Genomic DNA, 25006 nt, shown 5'->3' with positions numbered 1-25006 from the left:
ATAAATGGGTCCACGTTCGGTGACCGCGATCGAAGACCGATCGGGCGTCACCGAACTACCAAGGCTAACATCAGATCCCATCTGTACGGCGGACCGCAGGGGTGGAATCCTCATTTCCTTCGGATGTGTTCGTAATCCGTCTGGGGTACATAACCCCTTCGGACTCGAGCCATCCGAGATGACGAAGCGGGTTGAACGCCCCGTCGATCACAGCTTCTTTTGCAATTACATCCGAATCCCCTCGTACATATAAGGGCGTCGGATCGGAGCCCGACGGAAACCGCTTCCGTCAAGGCATTTCCGATTCGATTTGAACGCCCGGACACGTATAAGGGCAGCGGATCGCTGTGACCGGCGATGCCGGCCACGAGCACATCCGATTTCGAGTGCCCTTGTACGGATAAGGCCATCGGATAGAACCGATGGACCGTGTGTACGAGAGTGGATGCAGTGCCTACCTCCGTGCCGGAACGCGGCCGGAGGGAACGCGACGGAGTGCGTCACGTCGTTCGCATTAATACCGAATGCCCGTTCCACATATAAGGCCGTCGAATGAATCGACCATAGAAAGCCGATACCATGGCACGGTTTTCCAGTAATCGGTCAATTCATTCATACTAATAAACGGACTGTCGGCTGGAAGCCAGCGGAAGGGGTCGATCAGCTTCCTCGACGGACCACACGTCAACCGATAGTCAACGAAATACAGCGGTCACTCCAGAACGGGGCGAACGTGACAACTGAGCGATCGGTAGCCGTGTGACGCGGGCGGAGGTCGGCCGATCATCCCGCCCTTGTAGACGCGGTCGGACCGAATGAGACCCGCGTGGCTCCTACTCGAGCGTGCACGCGCAAGAAAGCTTCGTGACTGGGGCGGCGCTCCGACAGGCGAACGGGTTCGGCGAGCCCGTCCATCGGCCTGGACGGGCGGGAAACGCATCGATGCCGATAAACCACGTGCGTTGTAAGGGGTAGACGAATGGTCCGGGACCCGATCGCTTCGGAGTCGACGCCGCCAGCGGAGGAGATCTGCGCTGCGCTCGACGACCCTGACTGCCGCGAGATTATCCGGAATCTCGAGGAACCCATGACGGCTTCTGAGCTAGCGAAACGGTGTGACATTCCACAATCGACGCTGTACCGAAAGCTCGAGCTCCTGACCGAGTCGACGTTGCTCGAGGAGTCGACCGAGATCCGCCAGGACGGTCACCACGCGAGCAAGTACGCGGTGGCGTTCGACGAGATCACGCTCGGTTTGGACGAGGATCGATCGCTGGCGGTCCAGATCGAGCGACCGGCCCGGACGGCGGACGAACGGCTCGCGGAGCTGTGGTCGGAGGTGCGAAAGGAAACATGAGTCCATATCAGACCGGCGCGACCGAGATCACGCTTGCGCTCGCGATCGTTAAGACGCTCGTGCTCGTTGTTGGCGGCGTTATCACGTATTTCGCGTTCAAGGCCTACCGACGGACGCGCCAACGGGCGCTCGGGCTGCTCGCTGGTGGGTTCGGACTCGTGACGCTCGGACTCGTCCTCGCCGGAATGCTCTATGAACTGCTCGGCGTCCAGCTCGAGTTAGGAATCTTGCTCGAGAGCCTGCTCGTCCTGGCCGGCTTCCTCGTGATCGCGTACTCGCTGTACGTGCAATGAGGGACGGGAGCCCACCGACGTTATCAGGACGTTATCGAATTCGTCAATGTCCATCGCTTCTTCGTAGACGATTGCGATAATCACCCCCCGAGTAGCGGCCCCGTTCATGACGTGGAGGGTTTTGTGACGGTGAGTCGAGCGAGTTCGGATCGGAGTCGACCTCGAACCCGAGGGCGTAATATTCGGTGGAGACGGTGGTAATCGCGTGTTACCGTGTCGGATCGACTCGAGAATCGGCCCGTCGCCCGCCTCAAGGACGGTGAATCGGTTGCGGTGTGCGAACCGATACATCCAGTAGCCGTTGGTCGCGATTTGAGACGCACCGTATCGCCCTGCGAGCCGATCGACGGCGGTCCCGGGCGAGACGAGTGTCGTCGGTGCGCTCCGGCCGTCGATCATGTGGGCGTTCGACCGACGGGATGAAGAAGTGTCCCGGTTTGACGACTCGAAGTGCAACTAGCATCGCTCGAGAACGGAAGCGAACAGTCGGTGAGGGCACCGCGGATACCAGCGACAGTGATCTGGAGAGTGGAGTCGTCGGTGCGTTCGGAGGTGACGAGAGCCCGAATGGGTTACCGATTTAACGTGTGAATCGCGTGGCCGAGTGCGTTCTCGGCGGCTTCCATCACCGACTCCGAGAGCGTCGGATGGGCGTGGACCGTCGAGGCGATGTCCTCGAGCGTTGCACCCAACTCGATCGCGAGTCCGAGTTCGGCGACGAGTTCGGACGCTTCGGGACCGACGATCGAGGCCCCGAGAACGAATCCGTCCGCCTCGTCGGCGACGATCTTCACGAAGCCATCCGAGTCACCGGTCGTCAGCGCGCGGCCGCTGGCTCGGAACGGGAACTGTCCGACGACGGTTTCGAATCCGGCCTCCGCGGCGTCCGTCTCCGTCATTCCGACGGTCGCGATTTCGGGATCGGTAAAGACGACGGCGGGCATGGCCTGGTAGTCGATCGCCGCGGGTTCGCCGGCGATTACTTCGGCGGCGACCTGTCCCTCCATGCTTCCCTTGTGGGCGAGCATCGGTTCGCCCGCCACGTCGCCGACGGCGAAAATGTGCTCGACGTTCGTGCGCGCACGCGAGTCGGTGTCGATGAATCCTCGGTCGTCGGTCTCGACGCCAGCGTTCGCCAGATCGAGCGTATCGGAGACGGGTTCGCGGCCGACGGCGACGAGCACCTGTTCGACGTCGAGTTCGAGACGGTCGTCTTCGGTCGTGTCGGCGTCGCCGGTCGCTGCACCGCCGTCCGCGGCGGCCTGTGATACCGGCTCGGCGACGACGCGGATGCCGCCGTCCGGCTCGTACCACTCCGAGGCCGTGTAGCCGAAGTGGAACTCGATGCCCAGCTCCTCGGCTCGCTGTTTGACCGGTCGTTTGAGGTCGTCGTCGTAGCCCGGCAGCACGGAGTCGAGCATCTCGATCACCGTGACGTCGGTTCCCAGCTTCGCGAAGACGTTCGCCAGTTCCATGCCGATGTAGCCGGCCCCGACGATCACCAGCGAGTCGGGAACGGAATCGAGCGCCAGCGCCTGTCTCGAGTTCAGAACCTGCTCGGCCCCGAACGAAAAGTCCGGAATCGAGATGGGGCGAGAACCCGTCGCGACGATGGCGTGTTCGAACTCGAGGGTTTCCGAGCCCTGTCCCTCGCCGCTGTGAGAGACGCGGACGGTGTTTTCGTCGACGAAGGTCGCGGTACCCTCGAGTAGATTGACCTGATTGGCCTTGCAGAGTTTCTCGACGCCGCTGGTGAGTTGATCGACGACGTCGTCTTTCCAATCGACCATCCCCGCGAGGTCGATCGCGGGGTCGGCGTGGATCCCCATCTCCTCGGCGGTTGCGGCCTCGTGGGCGACATCGGTCGCCGTGATCAGGGCCTTCGACGGGATACAGCCGTGGTTCAGGCAGGTACCACCGTAGGCCTCCTTTTCGACGAGCGTGACATCGAGATCGAGCTGTCCGGCGCGAATCGCGGCCACGTAGCCGGCCGGGCCAGCACCGATTACCAGTACGTCCGTTCCAGTGGTGACATCTCCGACGACCATGACGCGAATAAATGAGCCGAAGGATAGTGTAGGTATCCCTTCTCGGTCGAGAGAATCCGCCCGCAACACCGGTATTCGTGGCCCTCGTTCGAAAACGGCCGGCACTGATATGCCGACGGTTCTCGAGTCCGCGTGTCCAGGTCGCGTTCAGCAGTGCTGTACGCTGAGGTTTTCGTGATGTCCGAAGGTCTCGTGGTGGTCGTGGAACGTCGATTCCTCGAAAAAGGTGCCGATCGTCTTGACCTGACAGACCTGCTTCCACTCGCAGGTCGGCAGGTTCGTGTAGCAGATGCTTCCGGGACGGATTCCGATGGTGCTCGTTTCGGTCGCGCCGGTGTTCGCGTCGAAGAACCAGTGGTTCTTGTTCTCGTGAAAGCTCGTCTGATCCTCCACCATCAGCGCTGGCTGGCTGTAGGTCCAGCTGACTGACGCCGACAGCGAGGGCGACGCCGACAGCGACGCGGAGACGCTCACGCTCTTGTTGACGGACCCGTCCTGCGTGCCGAACGGTTCCCAGTCGTTGAGTTCCTCGCCGCCGATTTCGTTGTTGCTCCAGTCGGTTTCCGCGAACCCGTCGTTGTTCCCCCAGGTGGAGCCCCACAGCTGGGTCCCGGGTTCCATGGCGACGCGCTGGGTGATCGCGTTGACGGCCCGGTCCTCGTCGCGCGTATGGTACCAGTCGATCCACGTCCCGACGACGCCGAACGGCTCTTTGACCGTCTCGAGGTGATTCTCGTAGATTCGTTCCATGTTCTCGATGTCGAGGTCCTGCGTCGAGAGCTGGTTTCGATCGAACCCCCTCTGGGGCTCCCAGGAATCTCGACGCTCGAGCGCCGTTGCGCGGCGTTCGGCGCGCTCGTGGAGGAGGGAGGCCGAGCCGGGCGTTTCGGCGACGCCACGGTATTCACGGACGACGCCGTCGTCGCCCATTTCGCGCATGTACGCGACGAGTTCGCTCGAGTCCGTTTTCCCGGCCGGCTCGGATCTGGCGAGCGGCGTCGGCTCGTCGCGGTCAGTAGCGGCGCGCTCGACGGTCTTATCGATCGCGTCAACGGCGTCGGTCTCGACCGGACTGTCGTAGCTTCCGGTGAGGACTGTGACGGAGTCGGATTCGTCACTGGCGGTGACGGTCGCCGCTCCGACCGCGGACAGACCGAACACCGCCGTCGTCGCGCCGGCGGTGTGCAGAAACTGTCGTCGGTTCGATCGTGTGCGCTCGTTTGCGTCCCGTCCGTTGGTATCGCGAGTCATCTCCCGTAGGCCAACGATCGGTTCGGTAATGATGGTATTCGAATAGGTCGGTCTGAAAGATCCTCCGATGGGAGTCGTCTCCGCACTCCCCACCGAAGAGGTATAGGTGGGGCACAGAGTTAGAGCACCGGCGATCGGCGGCCCGTACCGGCCGTAGGGAAGAGGTGGTTTTCTCCGGTACAGTACATTTTATTTCAGTTTTTGTTCATTAATACTAATATCTCATGGGGGAGCAAGCCGCACAACGGCGGGAACCGCCGCGGTTCGACTCCCTGGTCCGCTGTCTCGCGAAGTCGGCACCGCTCCTCGAGGCGCTCCGCGATGGACCGGAGTACAAAGGAGAGTTGGCGGCGGAGCTGGGCGTTTCGAAGTCGACCGTGTACAACCAGACCCGCGAGTTACGACAGCAGTCGCTCGTGGAGCAAACGTCGGATGGCTACCGACTGACGAACAGAGGGCACCTGCACGCCGAACTCTACCGCGACGCGATGAGCCTCTCGAAGGGGATTTACGGTGCCGGACCGCTGCTCGAGGGGGTCCCGACCGACGAACTGCCGCCGACGTCGGTGATCCGCGACGCGGAGGTCGTCACGACCGAGACGAGTCCGGAAGCGCCGCTCAACGCGTTTCTCGAGTGGTTGGATCGGGCCGAGCACGTGTCCGGACTCGCCGCGCTCGTCTATCCGCGGTCGGTCGACGCCCTGGCGACGAAACTCGACGCCGAGTTGTTGACGGTGGATCTCGTCATCGAGTCGGCGACCCTCGATTCTCTGGTCGAACACCACCGGACGGACTGTCGAGCGGTAATCCGGTCCGCCGAATCCGTCGTGGCGGTGACGGACGACTCGCTCCCGTTCGGACTGTTCATCGTCGACGCACCGGACGAGAACATCGAAGTCGGCGTCACGACGTATACCGAGCGCGGCCACATCTGCAGTTTCGGCCGCATGACGTCGGACGAGTCGATCGAGTGGGCCAGGAACGTCCGCAAGCGGTATCGCTCTCGCGCCCGTCCGATCGCCGCGACGGACCACGTTTCGCTCCTCGAGCGGTGACGCGACTGACGGCTGGATTCGACGGGAAGTTCGAGTCAGAATCCCGAACCGCGAGCACGGATGTGCTCGCGGCGAGTCACTCGAGCAGGAGAAGGTTCGGGTTCTCGAGGTACTTCATGACGGTGTTCGTAAACTGCGCGCCCACCGCGCCGTCGATCAGTCGGTGATCGAACGACAGCGACAGCGTCAGCACGGACCGTGGCTCGATCGACTCCGCGCCGTTCTCGTCGGTTACGACGCGGGGTTTGCGCTTGATTTCGCCGATTGCAAGGATCCCCGCCTCGGGGTAATTGATGATCGGCGTGGCGTACTCGCCGCCGATGCCCCCGACGTTGGTGATCGTAAACGTCGATCCGCGTAATTCGTCGGGGCTGATCGTGCGCTCGCGAGCCTTCTGGACGACCTCGTTCATCTCAGAAGAGAGCTGTAAGAGTCCCTTCCGATCGGCGTCGTCGACGACCGGGACCATCAGTCCGACGTCGGTCGCGGTGGCGACGCCGATGTTGTAGTAATCCCGGTAGACGATCTCCTCCGCGTCCTCGTCGATGACCGCGTTCATCTCGGGGTATTCTTTCAGCCCGGCCACGACTGCCTTCATGATGAACGGCATGTAGGTCAGCCGGATCCCCTGCTCGTCGGCGTGCGGTTTCAGTTCCTCCCGAGCCTCGACGAGAGCCGTCACGTCGACCTCGTCGTGGTGGGTGACGTGTGGCGCGCTGTATTTCGACTCGACCATCGCCTCGGCGATCCGCTTGCGAACGCCTTTGAACGGTTCGCGGCGCTCTCGCTCGCCGGGTGCGAAGTCGGGCCCCGCCTCGGCATCGCCGACCGGTTCGCCGGCCTCGACCGCCGCTCGATCGGCCTCCTGGGCCCGCCGTTGGGCCTCGGCGTACTCCCGAACCGCCTCGGGCGTCACGAATGCCTCGCCCTCGCGTTTCTCGTCGGTCGGGACGGCGTCGATGTCGACGCCCGCCTCCTGGGCGATTCGCCGGGTCGCGGGTGCGGCAAGTGTCTTGTCGCGGTCGGCGGACTCGATCTGCGCCGGCGGCTCGCTCGTTCCCGTCCTGGCCTGACTCGAGGCCGCCGCTGCCGTCCCGTCACCGGTTTCGGTGTCGCTCGAGTCGTCGGCCTCGGCCGTCGATTCGGGTGCCGTCCGCCCGCCGGATTCCCGTTCGTCTCCGTCGTCTGTTGCAGCCTGCACGTCGGCCGCGGTGATCCGACCGCCGGGACCGCTGCCACGGATCTGCGCGAGGTCAATCCCTTCCGCTCGGGCCATCTTTCGCACGCGCGGTGGCGCGAAGACGCGATCCTGCGGCGTCGCGGTTTCGTCGGCGTCGGCACCGATGGCACCAGCGCTGCCGGCTGGTTCGTCGGCATCGGACTGGGTCGTCGCGTCGTCGGGTTCGTCGACGCCGGCGGGTGCGCTCGCCCGCTGCTGGTCCTCCGACGCGGTCGTCTCGCCCTCGCTCGCGGTTTCACCGTCGTCTCGCGGCTCTGCCGCTCGACTGTCAGCGGAACGTTGTTCCGCGCTACTCGCGTCCGAGGCGCGTGGCGTCTCGCTGTCCTCGCCCTCCACGTTGAACGAGATGATGACCGTCCCGACGGGAACGACCGCGCCCGCCTCGACGTGCAACTCGCGGACCGTCCCGTTGACCGGCGACGGGACCTCGACGAGGGCCTTGTCCGTTTCGACCTCCGCAACCGGCTGGTCTTCCGAAACCTCGTCGCCCTCCTCGACCAGCCACGAAACCAGTTCTCCCTCCGCGACTCCCTCGCCGACGTCCGGTAGTTCGAATTCGCGGACCATGTTAGAACTCCATCGCGTCTCGAATGCCGTCCTCGATGCGGGCCGGTTCCGGCAGGTAGTAATCCTCGAGCGCGTACAGCGGGAACGGCGTGTCGAAGCCCGTAATGCGCTCGACCGGCGCTTCCTGGTGGAGCAGCGCCTCCTCCTGGAGCGTCGCGGTGATCTCCGCACCCAGCCCGCCCGTTTTGGGAGCCTCGTGGACGACCGCGGCGCGCCCCGTCTTCCTGAACGAGTCGACGATCGTCTCCTCGTCCAGCGGCGAGAGCGTCCGCAAGTCGATGACCTCGACGTCGATCTCGCCGGCGAGGTTCTCGGCGGCCTCGATCGTCGGCCGACTCATTGCGCCCCACGTGTAGACCGAGATATCGCTTCCCTCGCGGCGAACGGCCGCCTCGCCGAGCGGAATTTCGTACGATTCGCTGGGAACGTCCTCGCGGAACGCCCGATAGATAAGTTTCGGCTCGAGGAAGAGCACCGGATCGGGGCTCCGGATCGCGCTGATCAGCAGTCCCTTCGTATCGCGGGGCGTCGAGGGCATGACGACCTTGAGTCCGGGCTGGTGGACGAACATCGCCTCCGTCGACTCGGAGTGGTGTTCGGGGGCCCGGATGCCGCCGCCGTAGGGTGCCCGAATGACCATCGGGCACGTATACCGTCCGCGCGAGCGAGAGCGCAGGCGTGCGGCGTGGGAGACGATCTGGTCGAACGCGGGGTAGATGAACCCCAGGAACTGCATCTCCGGAACCGGGCGCATGCCGTAGGCGGCCATCCCGATCGCCGTCCCGACGATGCCGGATTCGGCGAGGGGCGTGTCGATAACCCGATTCTCGCCGAACTCGTCGTACAGCCCCTCCGTCGCGCGGAAGACGCCGCCGTTCTTCCCGACGTCTTCGCCCATGACGACGACGTCATCGTCGCGTTCCATCTCGGTGTGCAAGCCGTCTCGAACCGCCTGCACCAGCGTGAGGCTCTCCGATTCTCCGTCCGCGTCTGCGTGTGCGTGTGTGTCTGTCTCTGCAGCCATGGTATCACTCTAAGAGCGCATCGTCGCCGTGTCGCTCGCGAATCGATTCGAAGTACTCGAGTTGTCGTTGTAACCGTCGGGGCATCCCCTCGTAAACGTGTGCGAAGATCTCCTCGGGATCCGGTCGTTCGATCGACTCGGCCGTGTCGATCGCGTCGGCCACGTTCGTCTGGATCCGGGACTCGATTTCCTCGACGCGCTCGTCGTCGAGGATCCCTTCGTTCCGGAGATACGCCTCGAGGCGCGGGATCGGATCCTTTTGCTTCCAGCGTTCGACCTCGTCGTCGTCCCGGTAGACGGTAGGGTCGTCGGCCGTGGTGTGTGCACCGAAGCGGTACTGGACCGCCTCGATCAGCGTCGGGCGAAGTTCGCCTTCGCCCGGGTTCTTCGCTTTTTCGACGGCCTCGCGGGTGACCTTGTAGACCGCGAGGGGATCCATCCCGTCGACCTGGACGCCCTCGAAACCGTAGGCTTCGGCCTTCTGGGCCAGCGTCTCGCTCGCCGTCTGGCGCTCTCGAGGGACCGAGATCGCCCACTGGTTGTTGTTACAGAAGAAGACCGACGGCGTATCGAAGACGCCCGCGAAGTTGAGGCCCTCGTGGAAGTCGCCCTCGCTCGTCGCGCCGTCGCCGAAGTAACAGAGGAACGCCTTCTCCTCGCCTTTGAGCTTCGAGGCCCAGGCGGCCCCCGTCGCGTGGGGGATCTGGGTCGCGATGGGAACCGCGACGGTGAAAATGTTGGCGTCGTCGGGGATGTTGTTGCCCTGTTCGTGTCCCATCCAGTAGAGCAGCGTGCGTTCCAAGGTCATGCCGCGAACCAGCGCGGTGCCGTGTTCGCGGTAGCTGGGGAACACCCAATCGTCCTGATCGAGGGCGTGGGCGCTGCCGACCTGAGCGCCTTCCTGGCCCGACAGCGGCGGATACGTTCCCATCCGACCCTGTCGCTGGAGGCTCACCGCCCGCTCGTCGAAGTGACGAACCAGCCGCATCTGCTCGTACATCTCGATCAGTTCCTCGGCGCTCAGGTCGGGAACCTCGGCGCCCTCGAGAACTCGACCGGCTTCGTCGAGTATCTGTACTCGGTCCCGGGGGTTGCGCTGTAACGTACTCACGGGTAGACCCACCTGTACATACCCTACCGAACTATCGCTCACGGTAAAGGAGTTTCCCAAAATAGTTTACTGTATACGAGATTCTTGCCATCCGATCGGGCTAGTTGTGGCCATATTTGTCCACATGTGTCCATCAGTGCTTGTTTCGTCGTGTTCGGAGGAGAATTAGTGTCGATACGTAAATACTTGCGCGAGTCTGTCCGAAAGTGACGGCCGCGGTTTCAGCCGTCGGCTCAGGAGTTCGTCTGTTGGGACGACGTGTGCCGCGCGTCGGCTCTCGCCTCCTCGACGCTCTTGCCCTCGCGCAGTACGGCGTCGACGAACAGTTCGCCCGCCTTGTACGACGAGCGTACCATCGGCCCGCTGGCGCAGTAGAGGAAGTCCAGTTCCTCCTCGGCGACGCGACGCCACGTCTCGTACTTGTCCGGATGGTCGTAGCGCCTGACCTCGAGGTGGCTCCGCGAGGGACGGAGGTACTGACCCAGCGTGACGATATCCACCCCGCGCTCGCGCAGGTCGGCCATCGTCTGGTAGACCTCGTGGTCGTACTCGCCGTGGCCGAGCATGATCGACGTCTTCGTGTAGATGTCGGACTCGCGTTCGACCTGCTCGAGCACGCCGAGGCTCTGTTCGTAACCCGCGCGGCGGTCCCGCACGGGAAACTGCAGTCGTTCGACGGTCTCGACGTTGTGGGCGATCACGTCCGGATCGGCGTCGACGATCTTTCGGACGAGCCGTTCCTCGCCCTGAAAGTCGGGGATCAGGACTTCGACGAGGATGCCGGGATGGCGCGCCTTGATCTCGCGGATCGTTTCGGCGAAGTGGCCCGCGCCCTGATCCGGCAGGTCGTCCCGATCGACGCTCGTCAAGACGACGTAGTCCAGTCCGATCTCGGCGATCGCCTCCGCGACGTTCGCGGGTTCGTCGGGATCGAGCGCCTCCATCCCGCCGGTTTCGACGTCACAGAAGTTGCAGGCTCGAGAGCACCGATCGCCCATCAGCATGAACGTGGCCGTGCCGCCCTCGCTGTCGCCCGTGCCGGCACCGCCCGACCAGCACTCGCCGAGGTTCGGACAGTTCGCCTCCTCGCAGACGGTGTGTAAGTTCCGTTCGCGTAGCGTCTCCCGAATGCCCGCGAACTCCCGTCCCGACGGCGGTCGCATCTTCAGCCAGTCGGGCTTGCGTGCGCTGCTCATACCCGGTCAACGGGTCGCGGAGTCAAAAACCGTGGTGATGACGGGGTCACCCCGACACGCGCGCCGCGTCCGTCGGGTACTCGCGGAATGCGACCCGTCTCGAGCGGTGTATGTCCGGCTTACGGACCGTAGCCGCCCGATAGCTTTAGGCGGCGGAGTGGAATACCCACAGCAATGGCGTTCAGCACGACCCCCGACTGGTTTCACATCAGCGACGATGACGACGTCGTCTGGGAGAGTCGCCCCCACCCGATCACGATGGGGATGGGACTGCCGGCCGGGGTCGGCATCGTACTCCTCGGCCTCGTCCTCGTCGGCTGGACCGTAACCGACGGTGCCGGGCTCTTGACGATCGTCGGCGTCCTGCTAGCGGTCGCCGGCGCGGTCCTCGTGCTCGCTCGATACCTCGTCTGGACGAATACCCGCTACGTGATCACCACGACGGAACTGTACAAGAAACACGGCGTCGTCTCGAGAGACGTCACCCAGTTCCGCCTCGACCGCGTCCAGAACACCAGTCTCAGCCAGACCGTTCCCGGCCGCGCGCTCGGCTACGGGGATCTGACCGTCTACACCGCCGGTTCCGGCGAACCCGAACTCACCTTCGAGCGAGTCCCCAGCCCCGAACGCGTCTCGAGTCTCCTCAGTAATCAACTCGGAGAGGTGTCGTCGGCGGAGACGTAAGCGAGTGCTCGTCGGACGACAACGGCGGGTTCGCCGGATCGAATCGCTCGGTGTTCCTCGTCATCGCAGGTTTAGAAACTTTATTAGAGTTTATCCCTTCGCCATAAACTAACAGAGAGGATATAATTACCCAAAACGATAATTTGTCGACGCTCTCGTTCGGGCCGGCTCGATCGATACTCCATACTGGGGGCACGGATTCGAGTGAAAATTCGATATTGGCTGGATCATGATACGCCCCTCGGTCGACAATAGAACACATTCTGAGAGATATAGCCACTGTACATGTGGTTTTCAGATATATCCTTTCGACCTCTCAGGAAACCATTAGGTTAATTCAAGAGAAGGAGTTGAAGGTGAGTTTTTCGATATATTCTAGCAATTTCGGCAAGGAGCCCCAGATGCAGCCAGTAAGAAACTAAGGAGTACAAGAGTTACCGAGTGTTTCGAAAAGACGTGAGAGAACCGTGACGCGCTCCCGGAAGAGATGGGGCCGGAACACAGGGAACGGTAGACGAATTCGGGAACGACCACAAAATATCAAGAAAAGGTTATTAGACCTGTATCTAAAAACTCTAATTGAGTTTCTTGGGAATGGTTCGTTCGCTCGAGACGGTTTTCTGATCGCCGGTGGGCCATCGCAGGCTACCGGTGATCGACTTACTCTTGCAGCACGTTTTCGATCATCTCGTCGGACATGTTCGCAACCGTTTCGTTCCCGGTCTTGAGTTCCTTCATGACGAATTTCGAGGAGGTGTGATTGACGCCGTCGATAGCGACGATATCGTCGATGAGGTCGTTCATCTGTTCGCGGTTTTGCACTCGAGACAGGACGGTGAAATCGACGTCTCCCATCGTATAGTACAGCTGGTAGACGCCGTCGATGTCCGCCAGCGCCTCACCGATATCGGTCGCGTATCCGCTGTCGTGAGACACCGAAACGTCCGTAATCATCAGCATGTTGAGACCGATCGCCAGCGGATCGACGTCGGCGGAAACCGACGTGATGACACCGTTCTCTTTCAGTTTGTTCAACCGGTAGTGAACGGCGGATTTCGAGAGGTCGAGTTCGGCCGCCAAACTCTCGAGGCTGACATCGCTGTTCTGTTCGACTCGCTCGAGGATCGTGAGATCGGTTTCGTCGAGCGCGATTTCGGTGTCGGTGTTGTCATCCATGTGTGGTAATTGGAAAATGTTTCAACAACCACCGGTATACCAGCTTCGATTCGATCAACGTCCAAATACTCGAGAGGCCGCGAGTGTCCGCGACTACACGTCGGACGCGGTGTCCGAGATCGACAGCAACGCTGACAGCAGGGGATTTCAGCGTACACCTCTCGAGAGTTAGTTCATCGTTACCATGGATCAACCACGGCTGAAACGCTCAAAGAAGCGATCGAGAACGATACGATATGGCTTTGATAATTTGGTTTTAGAGCGGTAAGGGTGGAACTGTATCCACTAATCGCATATTTCTCGACCTGTATAAAAGTAATATCCCCAATTATCGGACGATCATCCAGAATACTAGCCGATACATAGATTACAGTAGTACCTGTGTAAATATTCGAAAACGGCAATAATTTCTGTCGAAGTCGACGCTAGTATCACTGCCGGCGAGTAGAAGCGAACGAATGGAGTGACAATAGTGATGTCTGTTCACAAGAACCATGTGAACTCGAGCGGCCGCGAAACGGTCATTCGATACTTTCGTGGACGGCGATTCGAGTCTGCAGCGGGTCCGTGAGAGCGCGTTACAGTTGGTACTGCTCGGGATAGCCCGCGATCGTCTTCGATTCGGGTCGTTTGTAGGTTCGAATCTTGCTCGTGGTCTTTTCGAGTTGCACGAGACTTTCGGCGAGTACGGCACCCGCGCCGACGCTGTCGATGACCGGAACGGGGAGTTCCTCCTCGAGCGGTTCGTCGAGACCGCCCATCCCGGCACAGCCGAGACAGATCACTTCGGCACCGTCTTCGTCGATCGCTCGCCGGCTCGCATCGAGCAGGGCCTCGGCCGCAGCGTCGCGAGTCGTTTCGGTTTCGACCACGGTCAAGTCGGTACAGCGCACGGAGGCGCAGTTACCTTCCAGCCCCGTTTTTCGAACCGCTTCTTCGATGAAATCCCGCGCACGCGGGAGAATCGTTGCGACGGAGAAGGTCGCGCCGAGCATATTCGCGACGTACATCGATCCTTCGGCGATTCCGACGACCGGTTTGTCCGTCACTTCGCGACACGCGTCGAGACCGGGGTCGCCCCAACAGGCGTTTACGAAGGCGTCGTACTCGTCGCCTGCGGTGATGATCTCCTCGAGAATTCCCGGGACGGCGAGATAGTCGTCGTAGTAGGATTCGATGCTCACCGGCCCGCGCTCGGGCGAGACCGCCGTGATCTCGGTGTCGTCGCTCGTGTACCTGTCCGCGACGACGCCGATGTTTTCGGTCATCTCGAGGGTCGTGTTGGGATTGATCGCTTTGATTTTCATAGCTCGGCTACCGCGTGAGCGTTCGTCCGGAGCCCGCAAAGCGTTTGCTGTGCCCGGCCCGCTCGGCGGGCCGAAAGCCGCGACTATCGGAACGCGACGAAACGGTCGCTCGAGGCGACGAGGGGGGCGAACGCCCGCGGGAGGCGTCGCCGTGTACTCGGCTAACCGGTACCGTATTACACGTGCGGGTGGAGTCCACCTGTATGAAACGCTCCGACGCAGACCGAGACGACGGAGATATCCCGTTCAGCGACGGACTGATCGCCGAGACGGCGGGCGAGTCGGTTCGGGCGACGGAATTGGGTGGTGTCCGACGCACCGCGCTCGTCGACCGACTTGACGACGGTGAACGGCTACACGCCGTTCTCCGAGGCCGCCTCATGGATTACGAGCGCGACGACCATGACGACGCCGCCCGAGAAGCGAGCCGTACGCGAAAGATGGCCAGCCACGGAACGGATCTGATGACGGTGGTTACGGACCGCCGGCTACTGCTCGTCGTGCAACGCGACGATCCCGCGAGCGACGAGTACCGGACGGTTCCCTTCGACGAACTCGCCGCCGCGAGCCTCGAGACGGCGAACGGAAGTCAGCGGCTGGTCCTCCGCGGAACACGCCGGTACTACATCGACGTCGGACGGAGCGGCCGAACGGTGGCCGCTGATGCGCTCGCAACGATCCAACAGCGACTCGGCGACCCCGAGACCGACGATCCGATCGAGCGCATCGAGCAACTCGCCGAACTCCACGAGCGAGGGATCCTGACCGCGGACGAGTTCGAGGCGAAAAAACGGGAGTTGCTCGATCGGATCTGAGTCGGTCAGTCGCCGGATCGGGGCGGACGAAACGGATCAGTTGTTCTCTCGGAACTCGGCCGCGACGTCGTCCATCTCCGCGAATTCGACGTCGTCTTTCGACTGCATGTGCTCGATGAGTTCCTCGAGTCGGCTGATGCGATGTGCCTGCCCGATGACCTGCGGGTGCATCGTCAGGATGAAGACGCCGTCGTCGACGTTCTCGTGCATCCAGTCGAACTGATCGTAGTAGCGCTGGAAGAGGGAATCCTCGCTCACGTAACCCATTCGATGCGGTCGTGCCCAGGTGAAGGTCAGCGCCGGCCAGTCGTCGCGCTGCCAGGAGACGGGGAGTTCGACGATGTCGGTCGGCTCACCGCGGTCGTAGGGGCCGTCTTCGGGAGCGCTCCAGTCCCCGTAGAGCCAGTGGGGTTCGAAGTCCGACGCCATCTTGCTCGAGTCCCACTCGATGCCGACTTCGTCGAGGATGTCCAGCGTGTCCGCCGAGTAGTCCCAGGCGGGCGAGCGATAGCCGGTCGGTTTGCGTCCGGTGAGATCGACGATCGACTCGATCGCGCGGTCGACGTCGGCTTTCTCGTCTTCTTTCGTTTCGTACGTCGCCGGGCCGGTGTGACTCCAGCCGTGGTGTTGGATATCGTACCCGCGATCCCAGACGTCGCCACAGATCTCCGGAAAGCTGTCGATGGTGTGACCCGGGACGAACCACGTCGCGGGGATCTCGTGTTCGTCGTGGAGATCGAGCAAGCGCGGTGCGCCGACCTCGGCACCGTAGACGCCTCTCGAGTGTCGTGTCGGCATATCCCAGGAGTCGTATGACCAGAGCCACGTCGATACCGCGTCGAAGTCGTACGTAAGGCAGACCTTCGATGTCATTGCAGCTTTATCTTCGAAGAGCCGCTAAAAAGACTTTTCGTGATTTTCTATGACAGAAACGATGCGGCAAATATCGTCTCACGAACCGTGCGTCCGCGACGGTACGGGGCCGAGCGCTCAGGACGACCTGGAGCCGTAGGTGACGAGCGCGCCGGCGAGGATGAGCAACAGGAACGAAAACGCCGTCGTGATGCTTCCCAGGGCGAACAGTTCCGGCGTCGCGCGCTCGGCGGACGCAATACTGAACACTTCCATGGGCATCGTGCGGTTTCGCCCGACCAGAAGCAGCCCCCGCTCCGCTTCGTTGTAGGAGAGCGTGAACGCGAACACGGCTGCGCCGAGCACCGTCGGCGCGATCTGGGGTAACACGACTTCACGGAACGTCGTGAGTCGACTGGCACCCATCACCCGCGCCGCCTGTTCGTTCTGCGCCAGGTTCGGGGGGAACCCGGCGAGCAAGACGATGACTGCGAAGGGGAGCGTCCAGACCACGTGGGCCGGAAGCGCGATCCAGATCGATCGTGGAAATCCGAGAATTTCGTTGAGGAACAGCGTCGAACCGACGCTGAACGCGATTCCGGGCGTGATGATGCCGAGGATGATCAGGTACAGAAACGCTCGTTTTCCCCGGAACTCAAAACGGTACGCGAGGGCTGCTGCGGTGCCGAGTACGGTCGTAATCACCGTTACAACGAGCGCGAGCTGGATCGATCGCCAGATCGCGGTGATCATTCCCGAGTTCGCGAACAGTTCGTTGTACCACGCGAGAGTAAAGCCCTGATACGGTGGGGCGATTCCCCCGCTGTTGAACGAGAAGACGATCAACGAGATCATCGGCGCGTAAATGTATAACGAGATTATCACGAAATACGCCGCCAACAGGCGCTTCGTGTTGAGGTGCTGCAGAAATCGCATCATCGCCGATTGGCCGGTATTCTTGCGGACAGGTGACTGATTCGTCGCCATCTACGGTGTGATGTGTAGCCATCCCATATAAAAGTACTGTCCGGCGGGCGTGGGACGTATACCGGCGGAACCGGAGGATAGACTTTTGGTTATCGAACGACCCTCTTCGAGTAATGAGTACGGAAAACGAGTCGACCGAGGAAGTAGTGTTGACGTTCCCTCGAGCGAATATCGTCGCCGTCGAGGCGGTCTCCGGCGTCCTCGAGTCGACCCTCGGCCCGCTCTCCCGCGATACGTTGATCGGGACGGGCCAGTCGCGCGCGCAAAAACAGGATTCCGCGCGACCCGATATGAACGAGTATACGATCAGCAGCGACGGGGCGACCATTCTCGAGGAACTGCCGATCGAACACCCGATGGGACCGGTTATTCGCCGACTCGCCGGTTCGGAGCGTCCGGGGGAGACGGCGGTCGTCGGCGAAGCGATCCCGGACGGCGTCGCGAGTACCGTCGTGTTACTCGGTGCGCTCTTGCGGGAGGCGGAGGCGCTCCTGGAACTCGGCGTTCATCCGACGACGGTCGAGGAAGGGTACCAGGCCGGACTCGAGTGCGCCCGACGAACGTTGCGATCGGTGGCCCGCCCGGTGGAGTCGTTCGCGGACCCGACGGCGACGAAGGAGGCGGTGGCGCGGTCCGCAATGACCGGAAACGACGTCGGCAACGCGCGGGAGACGTGGGCGAAACTGGCGGTCGAGGCCGCTGAACGGGTGGGAATGCCCGACGCGGAAACGCTCGCCGTGCGCCAACTCCGGTCGGGTTCGATCGCCGACTCGCGACTCGTCCGCGGCACGGTACTCGACCGCAACGAGATCTGTAGCGATCTGATGCCCACCCGGAAGGAGGACGCATCGGTGCTCGTGCTCACCGGATTCAAACGCGGCAAAGCCAACGACGGCAAAACCGGCGGGCTACAGGACCCGGATATACAACGCGACGACGAACGCATCCGCATCGACTCCCCCGACGACGTCGAGGCGTTCGACGACGTCTTCGTACGGCGGCGAGAGGAAGTCGTTGCTGGTCTCGTCGACGCCGGCGTCGACGTCGTCGTCACGAGGGTCGGGATCAGCGACGAGTATCAGGAACTGCTCGCCGAGCGCGGGATCATCGGCGTTCGCGGTGTCAACCGACTCAAACTGACGCAGTTGGCGAGAGCGACCGGTGCGACGCCGGTCGTCGATCCGACCGACGTGACCGCATCGGACCTCGGCCACGCCGGCCTCGTCGAACAACGGACGATCGACCGACGGAAGGGGCGTCGGAAACGTCGTCGCATGGTCGTTTTCGACGAGTGTGACGATCCGGAGTCGGTCACGTTCCTCCTGCGCGGCGTTCACGGACAGGTCGCCGAGCAGGCGACGACGGAACTCAGAAAGGCGACGGCGGCCGTCGCGGTCGCGAACGGCGAGACGATCGCTCCGCCGGGCGTTCTCCCGGGCGGCGGTGCGACGGAACTCGAGGTGGCGACGGCGATTCGAGAGCGCGCGCTCGCGGAACACGACCGGAGACAACTGGCGCTCTACGCGTTCGCGGACGCAACCGACAGGTTCGTTTCGACGCTCGCGCGAAACGCCGGCATGAATCCGATGCAGACGGTCGCGAATCTCCGAGAAGCAACGGAGCACGCCGAAGACGATGCACAGCAGGGGCTAATTCTTCCCGAAAAAACGATCGGCGATCCGTACGCGTTCGGCGTACTCGATCCGGTAGCGACCCGCCTCGAGTGCTACGTCAGCGCCGTCGAGGTCGCGATACGCATCCTCCGCGTGGACGACACGCTCGACGCGACGTTCTCCAAAGAACCGACCAAACCGGGCGATGCGATCTACGACGAGCACGCGGAAAAGCATCAGGACTATCTCGAGGAGAAAGACGATACCATCTGGCACCAGTGAGGCGCTCGCGGGGCTCGCGGATCTGCTTTCGGCCGGGTTCGCACCGTTTCTCAGAGCAACCGACGCTGATTCGAAGAAGGGGTTCGCGGCGAGTTGTGACGACCGCAGCGAAACTCTCGAGCGAAGCGCGTGACGAGTCGGTTCACCGGCGACGGCACTGATCGGGTGACAGCCGAATCGAAACGAACTCGAGTCCGAAAAAGCCGCGAAGCGAACTCGAGTCCCTACTCCTGACTCGCGATATCCGCGATATCGACGACGCGGAACAGGACGAACACGAAGATGAAGATCACGGCGAGAAGCGTGATCGAGAGCGACGCGGCAGAAGGGTAGTTGAGGCCCTGACCGTACCGGTTGAAGATCAACGTCGGCACGGTGTTTGCACCGCCGCTGAGGAACGACGGGACGGTGAAGTTACCGATCGTCAGCACGAACGTGAACATGCAGCCGATCGCGACGCCGGGCAGGCTCAGCGGCCACGTGACGTTTCGGAACGTCTGGATCGGATTGCTACGCAGCGTCTCGGACGCGTCGATGAGCCCTTCGTCGATCTGAGACAGCGAGATGTAGATCGGTGCGGCCATGAACACGACGTAGTTCTGTAGGTAGCCGATCGCCTGTGAAAACGAAGAGTAGAGCAACCATCCCATCGGTTCGCTGATCACGCCGAGGTTCAACAGCAGTCCGTTGATGACCCCGTTTCGGCCGAGAATCGGGAGCCAGCCGAACGTCCGGATCAGTTCGGAGGTCCAGAAGGGAATAACCAAGAACAACAGCAGGACGATTCCCATCATCGGTGTCGTGTGGAATCGAAGGTAGTAGGCGAGGGGATAGCCGAACACGAGCGTGATCGCGGTCACGATGATTCCGACGCCGATGGTCCTGACGAACGCGCTGTGAACCGCACCGGAGGTGATCACGTTGTCGACCCAGGCCGAGAGCGTGAACTCCTGGACGACGCTAAACGATTCGTACGTGAGAAAGCTGTAGAAGAGAATCACCAGCAGTGGGACGATCAGGAACACCACGAACCAGAGCACGGTCGGGGCGACGAGACCGGTTACTTCCGTCACGATATCGTCTCTGTCTGTCGGTATCAAACGCGAGAGGCCGGTTTTAGGTTCTGAACTCATAACAGTCGTGTAATGTCGTTGATTTCGGGAAACTCAGTTGGCGGTTCGACGGGGTCAGGCGGCGAGGAAGTCTTCCCAGCGCGAGACCATGTAGTCGGCTTCGCTCGGCCAGATCTGGAAGAAGCCGATGCGGTCGATTCGCTCTTCGATCGGACCGCTGTCGCGGGTTCCGCCGTTGGAGTCCGGGCTTCCCTCTTCCATCGACCAGTCGTAATCGAGCGGATCGAAGAGCGCCGGTTCGTCGAGCGAATCGTAGGTGGCTTCGCCACGGTACGCCCAGTCGTAGTACTCCGGCCCCATTCCGTCTCCGGACTCGTCGGATCCGTCGCGAACGAGTTCTTCGTTCTCGTAGTGCGGGACGGAGTATCCGCTCCCCTGGATAAAACCGGGGAACCAGGCACCGAGATGAACGTTATTGTACAGGTACTGCACCTCGCTTACGTTTCGTCGCTCTCGAGCGCCGATGAGCGTCGACATGCCGCCGTACCAGTATCGGTATCCCTGGACGCCGTCGCTCATCGTCGCGTACGTACACGGAGTACCCTCCCGCCTGACGTCCATCGCTGCCGGCTGCCAGAGGTCGCCGATCACGGCCTCTTCGCCCGCCATGAGCGTCACCGATTCGCCGTACGCTTCCCAGGTGGAACGGAACTGGCCGACCTCTTTCTGTTCGATCAAGAAATCGATCGCCGCATCGAGTTGATCCTGCGTCGGGTCGTTCAGTTCGCCGATATCCGCATCGAGCATATCGTTGTCCAGCAGGTGCATCATCGACTGCGGGATGGTGATCGCCGCGGTCTCCCCGACGATCGTCCGCCCTTCGTACTGCTCGTCGAACAGGGCGCTCCAGAGCGAGACGTCATCGACGTACGACGGGTTGTATCCCATCGCGTCGAAGTTGTACGCGTACGGTGAAAACAGCAGTTCCTCACGAGTGTCGCCATCGACCCACAGCTCGCGGTTGACCGTCTCGACCTGCGCCCCGAGGTGACTGAGCCGTTCCGTCGGATTCGTAAACAGGTCCGAAATCTGTTCTTCGTCCCAGTTATCCAGTTCGTCTACCGGCATCGGTATCGTACTCGGATTGTCCCTGGTCAACGCGCCGGCACCCGTCGTGTCGGTCGTCATTACGTCGGTGATTTCTGCGTCACCGCCCAGCAACTGGGCTTGCGTGTCACCGATCGTCGCGATAGTGGTATTGACCTCGACGTCACCCATCTCCGTCATCTTGTCCGCCTGTTCGCTGTTAATCGCCCAGTCCGGGCCGATCCACTGCAGCGGACGTTCGCCGTTGCCCATCTCGTCGTCATCGTGGGCTTTTCGTTCGCCGACGTCGTCATCGCCCCCCACACAGCCGGCGATTGCGGCAGCGGTCGCTGCGCTTCCCCCCTTTACGAAGTTCCGTCTGCTAATGCCGTCTACCATCACAAACGTCAACATACAGCCCTTGCTATTAAGTGTTCTTACTGGAGGTTGGTTCACAACTGACCGTATGACAGTTGGAAATGATTATTCGTTGTGCACACTCGTCCCGCACACGCGAAAGAGATAATTGAGCGGGGCGAAACTATCGATCATGCCAGCCAGCATCGTCGTGCTCAGCACGGGCGGAACGATCGCGAGTACGGACGCGGACGCCGGCGCGATGCCGAACAAACGGGGCGAGGAACTCCTCGCAGCCGTTCCGGACGTAGAAACGCACGCGGACCTGACGGTGGAGGAAGTCGCACAGATACCGAGCTTCGATATGGACTTCGAGACGATGGCGACGCTCACGGACGCCGCGGAGACCGCACTCGAGGCCGGCGCGGACGGCGTCGTCGTCACGCACGGGACCGATACGATGGAGGAGTCCGCGTACTTCGTCGATTCGACGTGCGACGCCGACGGGCCGATCGTCTTCACCGGCGCACAACGCAGACCGGACGAGGTCAGTTCGGACGGGCCGTCGAACCTCCTCGCCGCAGTCAGAGCGGCGAGCCACGACCGAATCGCGGAGGGCGTGTACATCGCGGCCAACGAAGAACTCCACGCCGCCCGCGACGTGACGAAAACGCACACCAGTGCGCTCGAGACGTTCGAATCGCCGAATACGGGACCGGTCGCCTCGCTCACGCGGTCGTCGATCCGCGTTTTCCGCGAGCCGAGGAGTTACTGCCGGACGCTCGAGGCGCGATCAGTGTCGAGCGACGTCCCCATCGTGACGAGCGCAGCGGGCGTCGGGCGGCGAGCGATCGACCGCGCGCTCGAGGACGACGTCGGCGGAATCGTCGTCAACGCGACGGGGCTCGGAAACGCGACGAGCGCCATCGGGGACGCGGTTGCGAGCGCGATCGACGGGGGGACGCCGGTCGTCGTTACGTCGCGGTGTCACGCCGGAACGACGGCTGCCGTGTACGGCGGGGGCGGCGGTGGAGAGACGCTGCGATCACACGGCGCGATCCACGGCGGCGACCTCCCGGCGCACAAAGCCCGAATCAAACTCGGACTCGCCTGCGAGTCGGGATACTCACTCGAGGAGATCGAAGCGCTGTTCGCGGACGAATACGCCGAACGATAGGTATTTTTCGATCGGCGCGGTGTGTGCACACGAATGGCAGGAAATCGATTAGCCGGTCGTACCGCCCTTATCACGGGGGCAAGTTCGGGAATCGGGAACGCGATTGCGACGAAATTCGGGGAGGAAGGAGCCGACCTCGTTATCGCCGACGTCAGACGCGAGCCGAAACTCGAGGACGAGACGCCCGTCTTCGATCGCCTCGACGCGGTCGGTGCCGAATACGAGTTCGTCGAGATGGACGTGACCGAGACGGAGCAGGTCAGCGAAGGCGTCGAAACGGCCGTTTCGGCGTTCGGCGGATTGGACGTCCTCGTCAACAACGCCGGGATCTACTACCAGTATTCGGCCGACGAGACGCCGATGGACGAATACGACGAGATTCTGGACGTCAACCTTCGCGGGGTGTTCCTCGCGAGCAAACTGGCCCTGCCGGCGCTCAAGGAGAGCGACGACGGGAAGATCATCAACCTCTCGTCGATCTACGGGCTGGTCGGCGGCGGGAGTAGCGCAGCCTACTGCGCGTCGAAAGGCGGCGTCTCGAATCTGACCCGGCAGATGGCCCTCGATTACGCTGCCGACGAGATCAACGTCAACGCGCTCGCCCCCGGGATCATCGAGACCGCACAGAACGCTGAGTGGCGCGAGACCGACGCGGAGTTGCTCGCCGACTGGCAGGAATCGACGCCCTGGCCTCGGTTCGGGAAGCCGACGGACGTCGCGAACGCCGCCCTGTTCCTCGCGGGTCCCGAGAGTGAGTTCGTCACCGGACACGTGTTGTGCGTCGACGGCGGGTGGACCGCGTGGTGATGAGTGATGACTGAACTCGAATTCGTCGTCGCCGGCGAAACGTACACCGCGACGGTCCTCGAGGACGAAGCCCCGGCATCGGCTCGAGCGCTCGAGGCCATGCTCCCGCTCGAGTCCGAACTGATGCACGTGCGCTGGAGCGGGTACGCGACGTGGATCAACGTCGACGACGCCGAGTTGTCCGAGGTTCCGCGAGAGAATCACACCGTCTACCCCTCGCGCGGAGATATACTACTGTACCCCGGCTACAAAAACGAACAGGAGCTGCTGATCGCCTGCGGTCCGACCTGCTTCAAGAGTCCCGCCGGGGAGCTCGCGGGCAATCACGTCGCGTGTCTCGATGCGACTCGCGACGAACTCGCGGCGCTAGAAGAACGCACGCTTCGGGACGGCGTCCAGCCGATCACGGTTCGGCGTCGATAACCAGCCGTACCGAAAGCGGTTACTCGCCCAGCACGTCTTTTTCCAGGTCGATTCCCTCGACGACGCTCGTCCGCTCGAGTAAGGTCGCCTGCGCCGGACTCCATCCCACCGTGACCGTGCCCGACGGATCGATGCGATCGAACGATTTCAACTGGAGTTGCTCTACGTCCCCGTCGGCCGCGGCCGCCTCGAGGATGACCTGCGTGCCCGAACCGGGTTGGTGGATGACGTCGACGACCTCGCACTCAACGGCGTTTTCCAGATCGTCTGCGACCTGCAGGTACTGCGGCCGCACCGAGAACGGAATGCGTTCGCCGACGAGCGCGTCGGGCTCCGATCGAAGGTTCGACGTCGACGCGAGAAACGAGCCGAGCGCCGTCTCGATGCGGGCGGTGTCGCCGTCGTCGGCAACGTCGGTCAACTCGCCCGTAAAGATGTTCGAATCGCCGACGAACGTCGAGACGAACGCCGTTGCCGGGTGATTGTAGACCTCGTCGACGGAGCCGGACTGTTCGACTTGTCCGTCGTTCATCACGACGATCTGGTCGGCGAGACGCATCGCCTGGGTCTGGTCGTGCGTGACGTAGACGAACGTGGTGTCGAACTCGCGGTGAATGCGGAGGAGCTCCCGTTCCATCCGTTTTTGGAGCTTGTAGTCCATGTCACCGAGCGGCTCGTCGAGCAAGAGGAGCTTCGGCTCGAGGACGATACTCCGGGCGAGGGCGACCCGCTGTTTCTGTCCCGCCGAGAGCTCCTCAGGCATTCGATCCCGGAGGTCGCCGAGCCGCATCATCCCGACCGCGTCGTCGATCCGCTCGTCGCGTACGTCCGGCTCGATCTCGAGCCGGTTCAATCCGTACTCGATGTTTTCAGCGACGGTCAGGTGGGGAAACAGCTGAAAATCCTGAAAGACGAGCCCGATATCGCGTTCGTAGGTCGGGGCGTGCGTGACGTCCTCGCCGCCGAGTAGAATTTCGCCGTCGGTGACCGGAATCTTTCCGACGAGCGAGTGCAGCGTCGTCGACTTTCCACAGCCGCTCGGGCCGATCAGTACGCAGAAATCGCCGGCCTCGATGTCGAAACTGATCTCGTCGACGGCGAGCGTGCCGTCGGGGTAGATCTTCGTCAGGTCGCGTACCTCGAGTGCCTTCCCGTCGTCCACCGACGCCGATGGCGTCTCGGTCGACGATTCGGCCTGCTCCCGAGAGTATTCTGTATCGGCCAT

The 25006-nt window shown here is 62.3% G+C and carries 22 protein-coding genes; 9 read left to right on the top strand and 13 right to left on the bottom strand.

The window, feature by feature from the left end; all coding sequences use genetic code 11:
- The first annotated feature begins 979 nt into the window (after window positions 1–979).
- A complete protein-coding gene (locus DWB23_RS18795; protein WP_121744297.1) occupies window positions 980–1357 on the top strand; it encodes a winged helix-turn-helix domain-containing protein in 378 nt (125 codons plus the stop codon).
- Window positions 1354–1650, top strand: a complete 297-nt coding sequence (locus DWB23_RS18790) for a DUF7521 family protein (protein WP_121744296.1) — start codon at window positions 1354–1356, stop codon at window positions 1648–1650. The genes DWB23_RS18795 and DWB23_RS18790 overlap by 4 nt, the downstream gene beginning before the upstream one ends.
- Before the next feature lie 572 nt (window positions 1651–2222).
- Here the strand turns inward: DWB23_RS18790 and lpdA are convergent.
- Window positions 2223–3698 carry a dihydrolipoyl dehydrogenase gene (lpdA, locus tag DWB23_RS18780; protein WP_121744294.1) on the bottom strand — a complete coding sequence of 492 codons (1476 nt, stop codon included), beginning with the start codon at window positions 3696–3698 and terminating at the stop codon, window positions 2223–2225.
- 147 nt (window positions 3699–3845) lie between these two features.
- Complete coding sequence (locus DWB23_RS18775; protein WP_121744293.1) at window positions 3846–4949, bottom strand: twin-arginine translocation signal domain-containing protein; 1104 nt, start codon at window positions 4947–4949, stop codon at window positions 3846–3848.
- A 224-nt stretch (window positions 4950–5173) separates the two neighbouring features.
- On the opposite strand from DWB23_RS18775, the gene DWB23_RS18770 reads away from it, so the two are divergent.
- The gene (locus DWB23_RS18770; protein ID WP_121744292.1) at window positions 5174–6004 is read left to right on the top strand and encodes a helix-turn-helix transcriptional regulator; all 831 of its coding nucleotides are present in this window, start codon (window positions 5174–5176) and stop codon (window positions 6002–6004) included.
- Window positions 6005–6080: 76 nt separating this feature from the next.
- On the opposite strand, the gene DWB23_RS18765 is transcribed toward DWB23_RS18770, so the two are convergent.
- The 4 genes from DWB23_RS18765 to lipA form a co-directional block, all read right to left on the bottom strand.
- Window positions 6081–7811 (bottom strand): dihydrolipoamide acetyltransferase family protein, encoded by a 1731-nt coding sequence (locus DWB23_RS18765; RefSeq protein ID WP_121744291.1) that lies wholly within the window; start codon window positions 7809–7811, stop codon window positions 6081–6083.
- A 1-nt stretch (window position 7812) separates the two neighbouring features.
- Window positions 7813–8835 (bottom strand): alpha-ketoacid dehydrogenase subunit beta, encoded by a 1023-nt coding sequence (locus DWB23_RS18760; RefSeq protein WP_121744290.1) that lies wholly within the window; start codon window positions 8833–8835, stop codon window positions 7813–7815.
- A 4-nt stretch (window positions 8836–8839) separates the two neighbouring features.
- A complete protein-coding gene (pdhA, locus tag DWB23_RS18755; RefSeq protein WP_121744289.1) occupies window positions 8840–9946 on the bottom strand; it encodes a pyruvate dehydrogenase (acetyl-transferring) E1 component subunit alpha in 1107 nt (368 codons plus the stop codon).
- Window positions 9947–10179: 233 nt separating this feature from the next.
- Window positions 10180–11142 carry a lipoyl synthase gene (gene lipA, locus DWB23_RS18750; RefSeq protein WP_121744288.1) on the bottom strand — a complete coding sequence of 321 codons (963 nt, stop codon included), beginning with the start codon at window positions 11140–11142 and terminating at the stop codon, window positions 10180–10182.
- A 174-nt stretch (window positions 11143–11316) separates the two neighbouring features.
- On the opposite strand from lipA, the gene DWB23_RS18745 reads away from it, so the two are divergent.
- Window positions 11317–11826 (top strand): PH domain-containing protein, encoded by a 510-nt coding sequence (locus tag DWB23_RS18745; RefSeq protein ID WP_121744287.1) that lies wholly within the window; start codon window positions 11317–11319, stop codon window positions 11824–11826.
- 660 nt (window positions 11827–12486) lie between these two features.
- On the opposite strand, the gene DWB23_RS18740 is transcribed toward DWB23_RS18745, so the two are convergent.
- Together DWB23_RS18740 and DWB23_RS18735 are read right to left on the bottom strand one after the other, a co-directional pair.
- On the bottom strand, window positions 12487–13002 hold the full coding sequence (locus DWB23_RS18740) for an Lrp/AsnC family transcriptional regulator (RefSeq protein WP_121744286.1): 516 nt from the start codon (window positions 13000–13002) through the stop codon (window positions 12487–12489).
- Window positions 13003–13580: 578 nt separating this feature from the next.
- The gene (locus DWB23_RS18735) at window positions 13581–14309 is read right to left on the bottom strand and encodes an aspartate/glutamate racemase family protein (RefSeq protein ID WP_121744285.1); all 729 of its coding nucleotides are present in this window, start codon (window positions 14307–14309) and stop codon (window positions 13581–13583) included.
- A 203-nt stretch (window positions 14310–14512) separates the two neighbouring features.
- Here DWB23_RS18735 and DWB23_RS18730 point away from each other — a divergent pair, with 203 nt between their 5' ends.
- Window positions 14513–15124, top strand: a complete 612-nt coding sequence (locus DWB23_RS18730) for an SHOCT domain-containing protein (RefSeq protein ID WP_121744284.1) — start codon at window positions 14513–14515, stop codon at window positions 15122–15124.
- Between the two features lie 36 nt (window positions 15125–15160).
- On the opposite strand, the gene DWB23_RS18725 is transcribed toward DWB23_RS18730, so the two are convergent.
- Together DWB23_RS18725 and DWB23_RS18720 are read right to left on the bottom strand one after the other, a co-directional pair.
- Complete coding sequence (locus tag DWB23_RS18725; RefSeq protein WP_121744342.1) at window positions 15161–15922, bottom strand: polysaccharide deacetylase family protein; 762 nt, start codon at window positions 15920–15922, stop codon at window positions 15161–15163.
- 192 nt (window positions 15923–16114) lie between these two features.
- Window positions 16115–16963 (bottom strand): ABC transporter permease, encoded by an 849-nt coding sequence (locus DWB23_RS18720; RefSeq protein WP_121744283.1) that lies wholly within the window; start codon window positions 16961–16963, stop codon window positions 16115–16117.
- 113 nt (window positions 16964–17076) lie between these two features.
- Here DWB23_RS18720 and DWB23_RS18715 point away from each other — a divergent pair, with 113 nt between their 5' ends.
- Window positions 17077–18858, top strand: a complete 1782-nt coding sequence (locus tag DWB23_RS18715) for a TCP-1/cpn60 chaperonin family protein (RefSeq protein ID WP_121744282.1) — start codon at window positions 17077–17079, stop codon at window positions 18856–18858.
- Between the two features lie 224 nt (window positions 18859–19082).
- Here DWB23_RS18715 and DWB23_RS18710 read toward each other — a convergent pair whose 3' ends face one another.
- Together DWB23_RS18710 and DWB23_RS18705 are read right to left on the bottom strand one after the other, a co-directional pair.
- A complete protein-coding gene (locus DWB23_RS18710) occupies window positions 19083–19931 on the bottom strand; it encodes an ABC transporter permease (RefSeq protein ID WP_238717498.1) in 849 nt (282 codons plus the stop codon).
- A gap of 114 nt (window positions 19932–20045) precedes the next feature.
- Complete coding sequence (locus tag DWB23_RS18705) at window positions 20046–21416, bottom strand: extracellular solute-binding protein (RefSeq protein ID WP_121744280.1); 1371 nt, start codon at window positions 21414–21416, stop codon at window positions 20046–20048.
- A gap of 151 nt (window positions 21417–21567) precedes the next feature.
- On the opposite strand from DWB23_RS18705, the gene DWB23_RS18700 reads away from it, so the two are divergent.
- The 3 genes from DWB23_RS18700 to DWB23_RS18690 are packed head-to-tail and all read left to right on the top strand — an operon-like array spanning window position 21568 to window position 23781.
- Entirely contained in the window at window positions 21568–22551 is a 984-nt protein-coding gene (locus DWB23_RS18700; protein ID WP_121744279.1) for an asparaginase, read from the top strand.
- Window positions 22552–22584: 33 nt separating this feature from the next.
- Window positions 22585–23358, top strand: a complete 774-nt coding sequence (locus DWB23_RS18695) for an SDR family NAD(P)-dependent oxidoreductase (RefSeq protein WP_121744278.1) — start codon at window positions 22585–22587, stop codon at window positions 23356–23358.
- Window positions 23359–23364: 6 nt separating this feature from the next.
- On the top strand, window positions 23365–23781 hold the full coding sequence (locus DWB23_RS18690) for a DUF3830 family protein (RefSeq protein ID WP_121744277.1): 417 nt from the start codon (window positions 23365–23367) through the stop codon (window positions 23779–23781).
- 19 nt (window positions 23782–23800) lie between these two features.
- Here the strand turns inward: DWB23_RS18690 and DWB23_RS18685 are convergent, their stop codons facing one another.
- A complete protein-coding gene (locus tag DWB23_RS18685; protein ID WP_121744276.1) occupies window positions 23801–25006 on the bottom strand; it encodes an ABC transporter ATP-binding protein in 1206 nt (401 codons plus the stop codon).

Source organism: Natronorubrum halophilum, assembly GCF_003670115.1.
Lineage (GTDB): Archaea > Halobacteriota > Halobacteria > Halobacteriales > Natrialbaceae > Natronorubrum > Natronorubrum halophilum.
The sequence above is the reverse complement of the archived record's forward strand: the minus strand, read 5'-3'. Positions and strand labels throughout refer to the sequence as shown.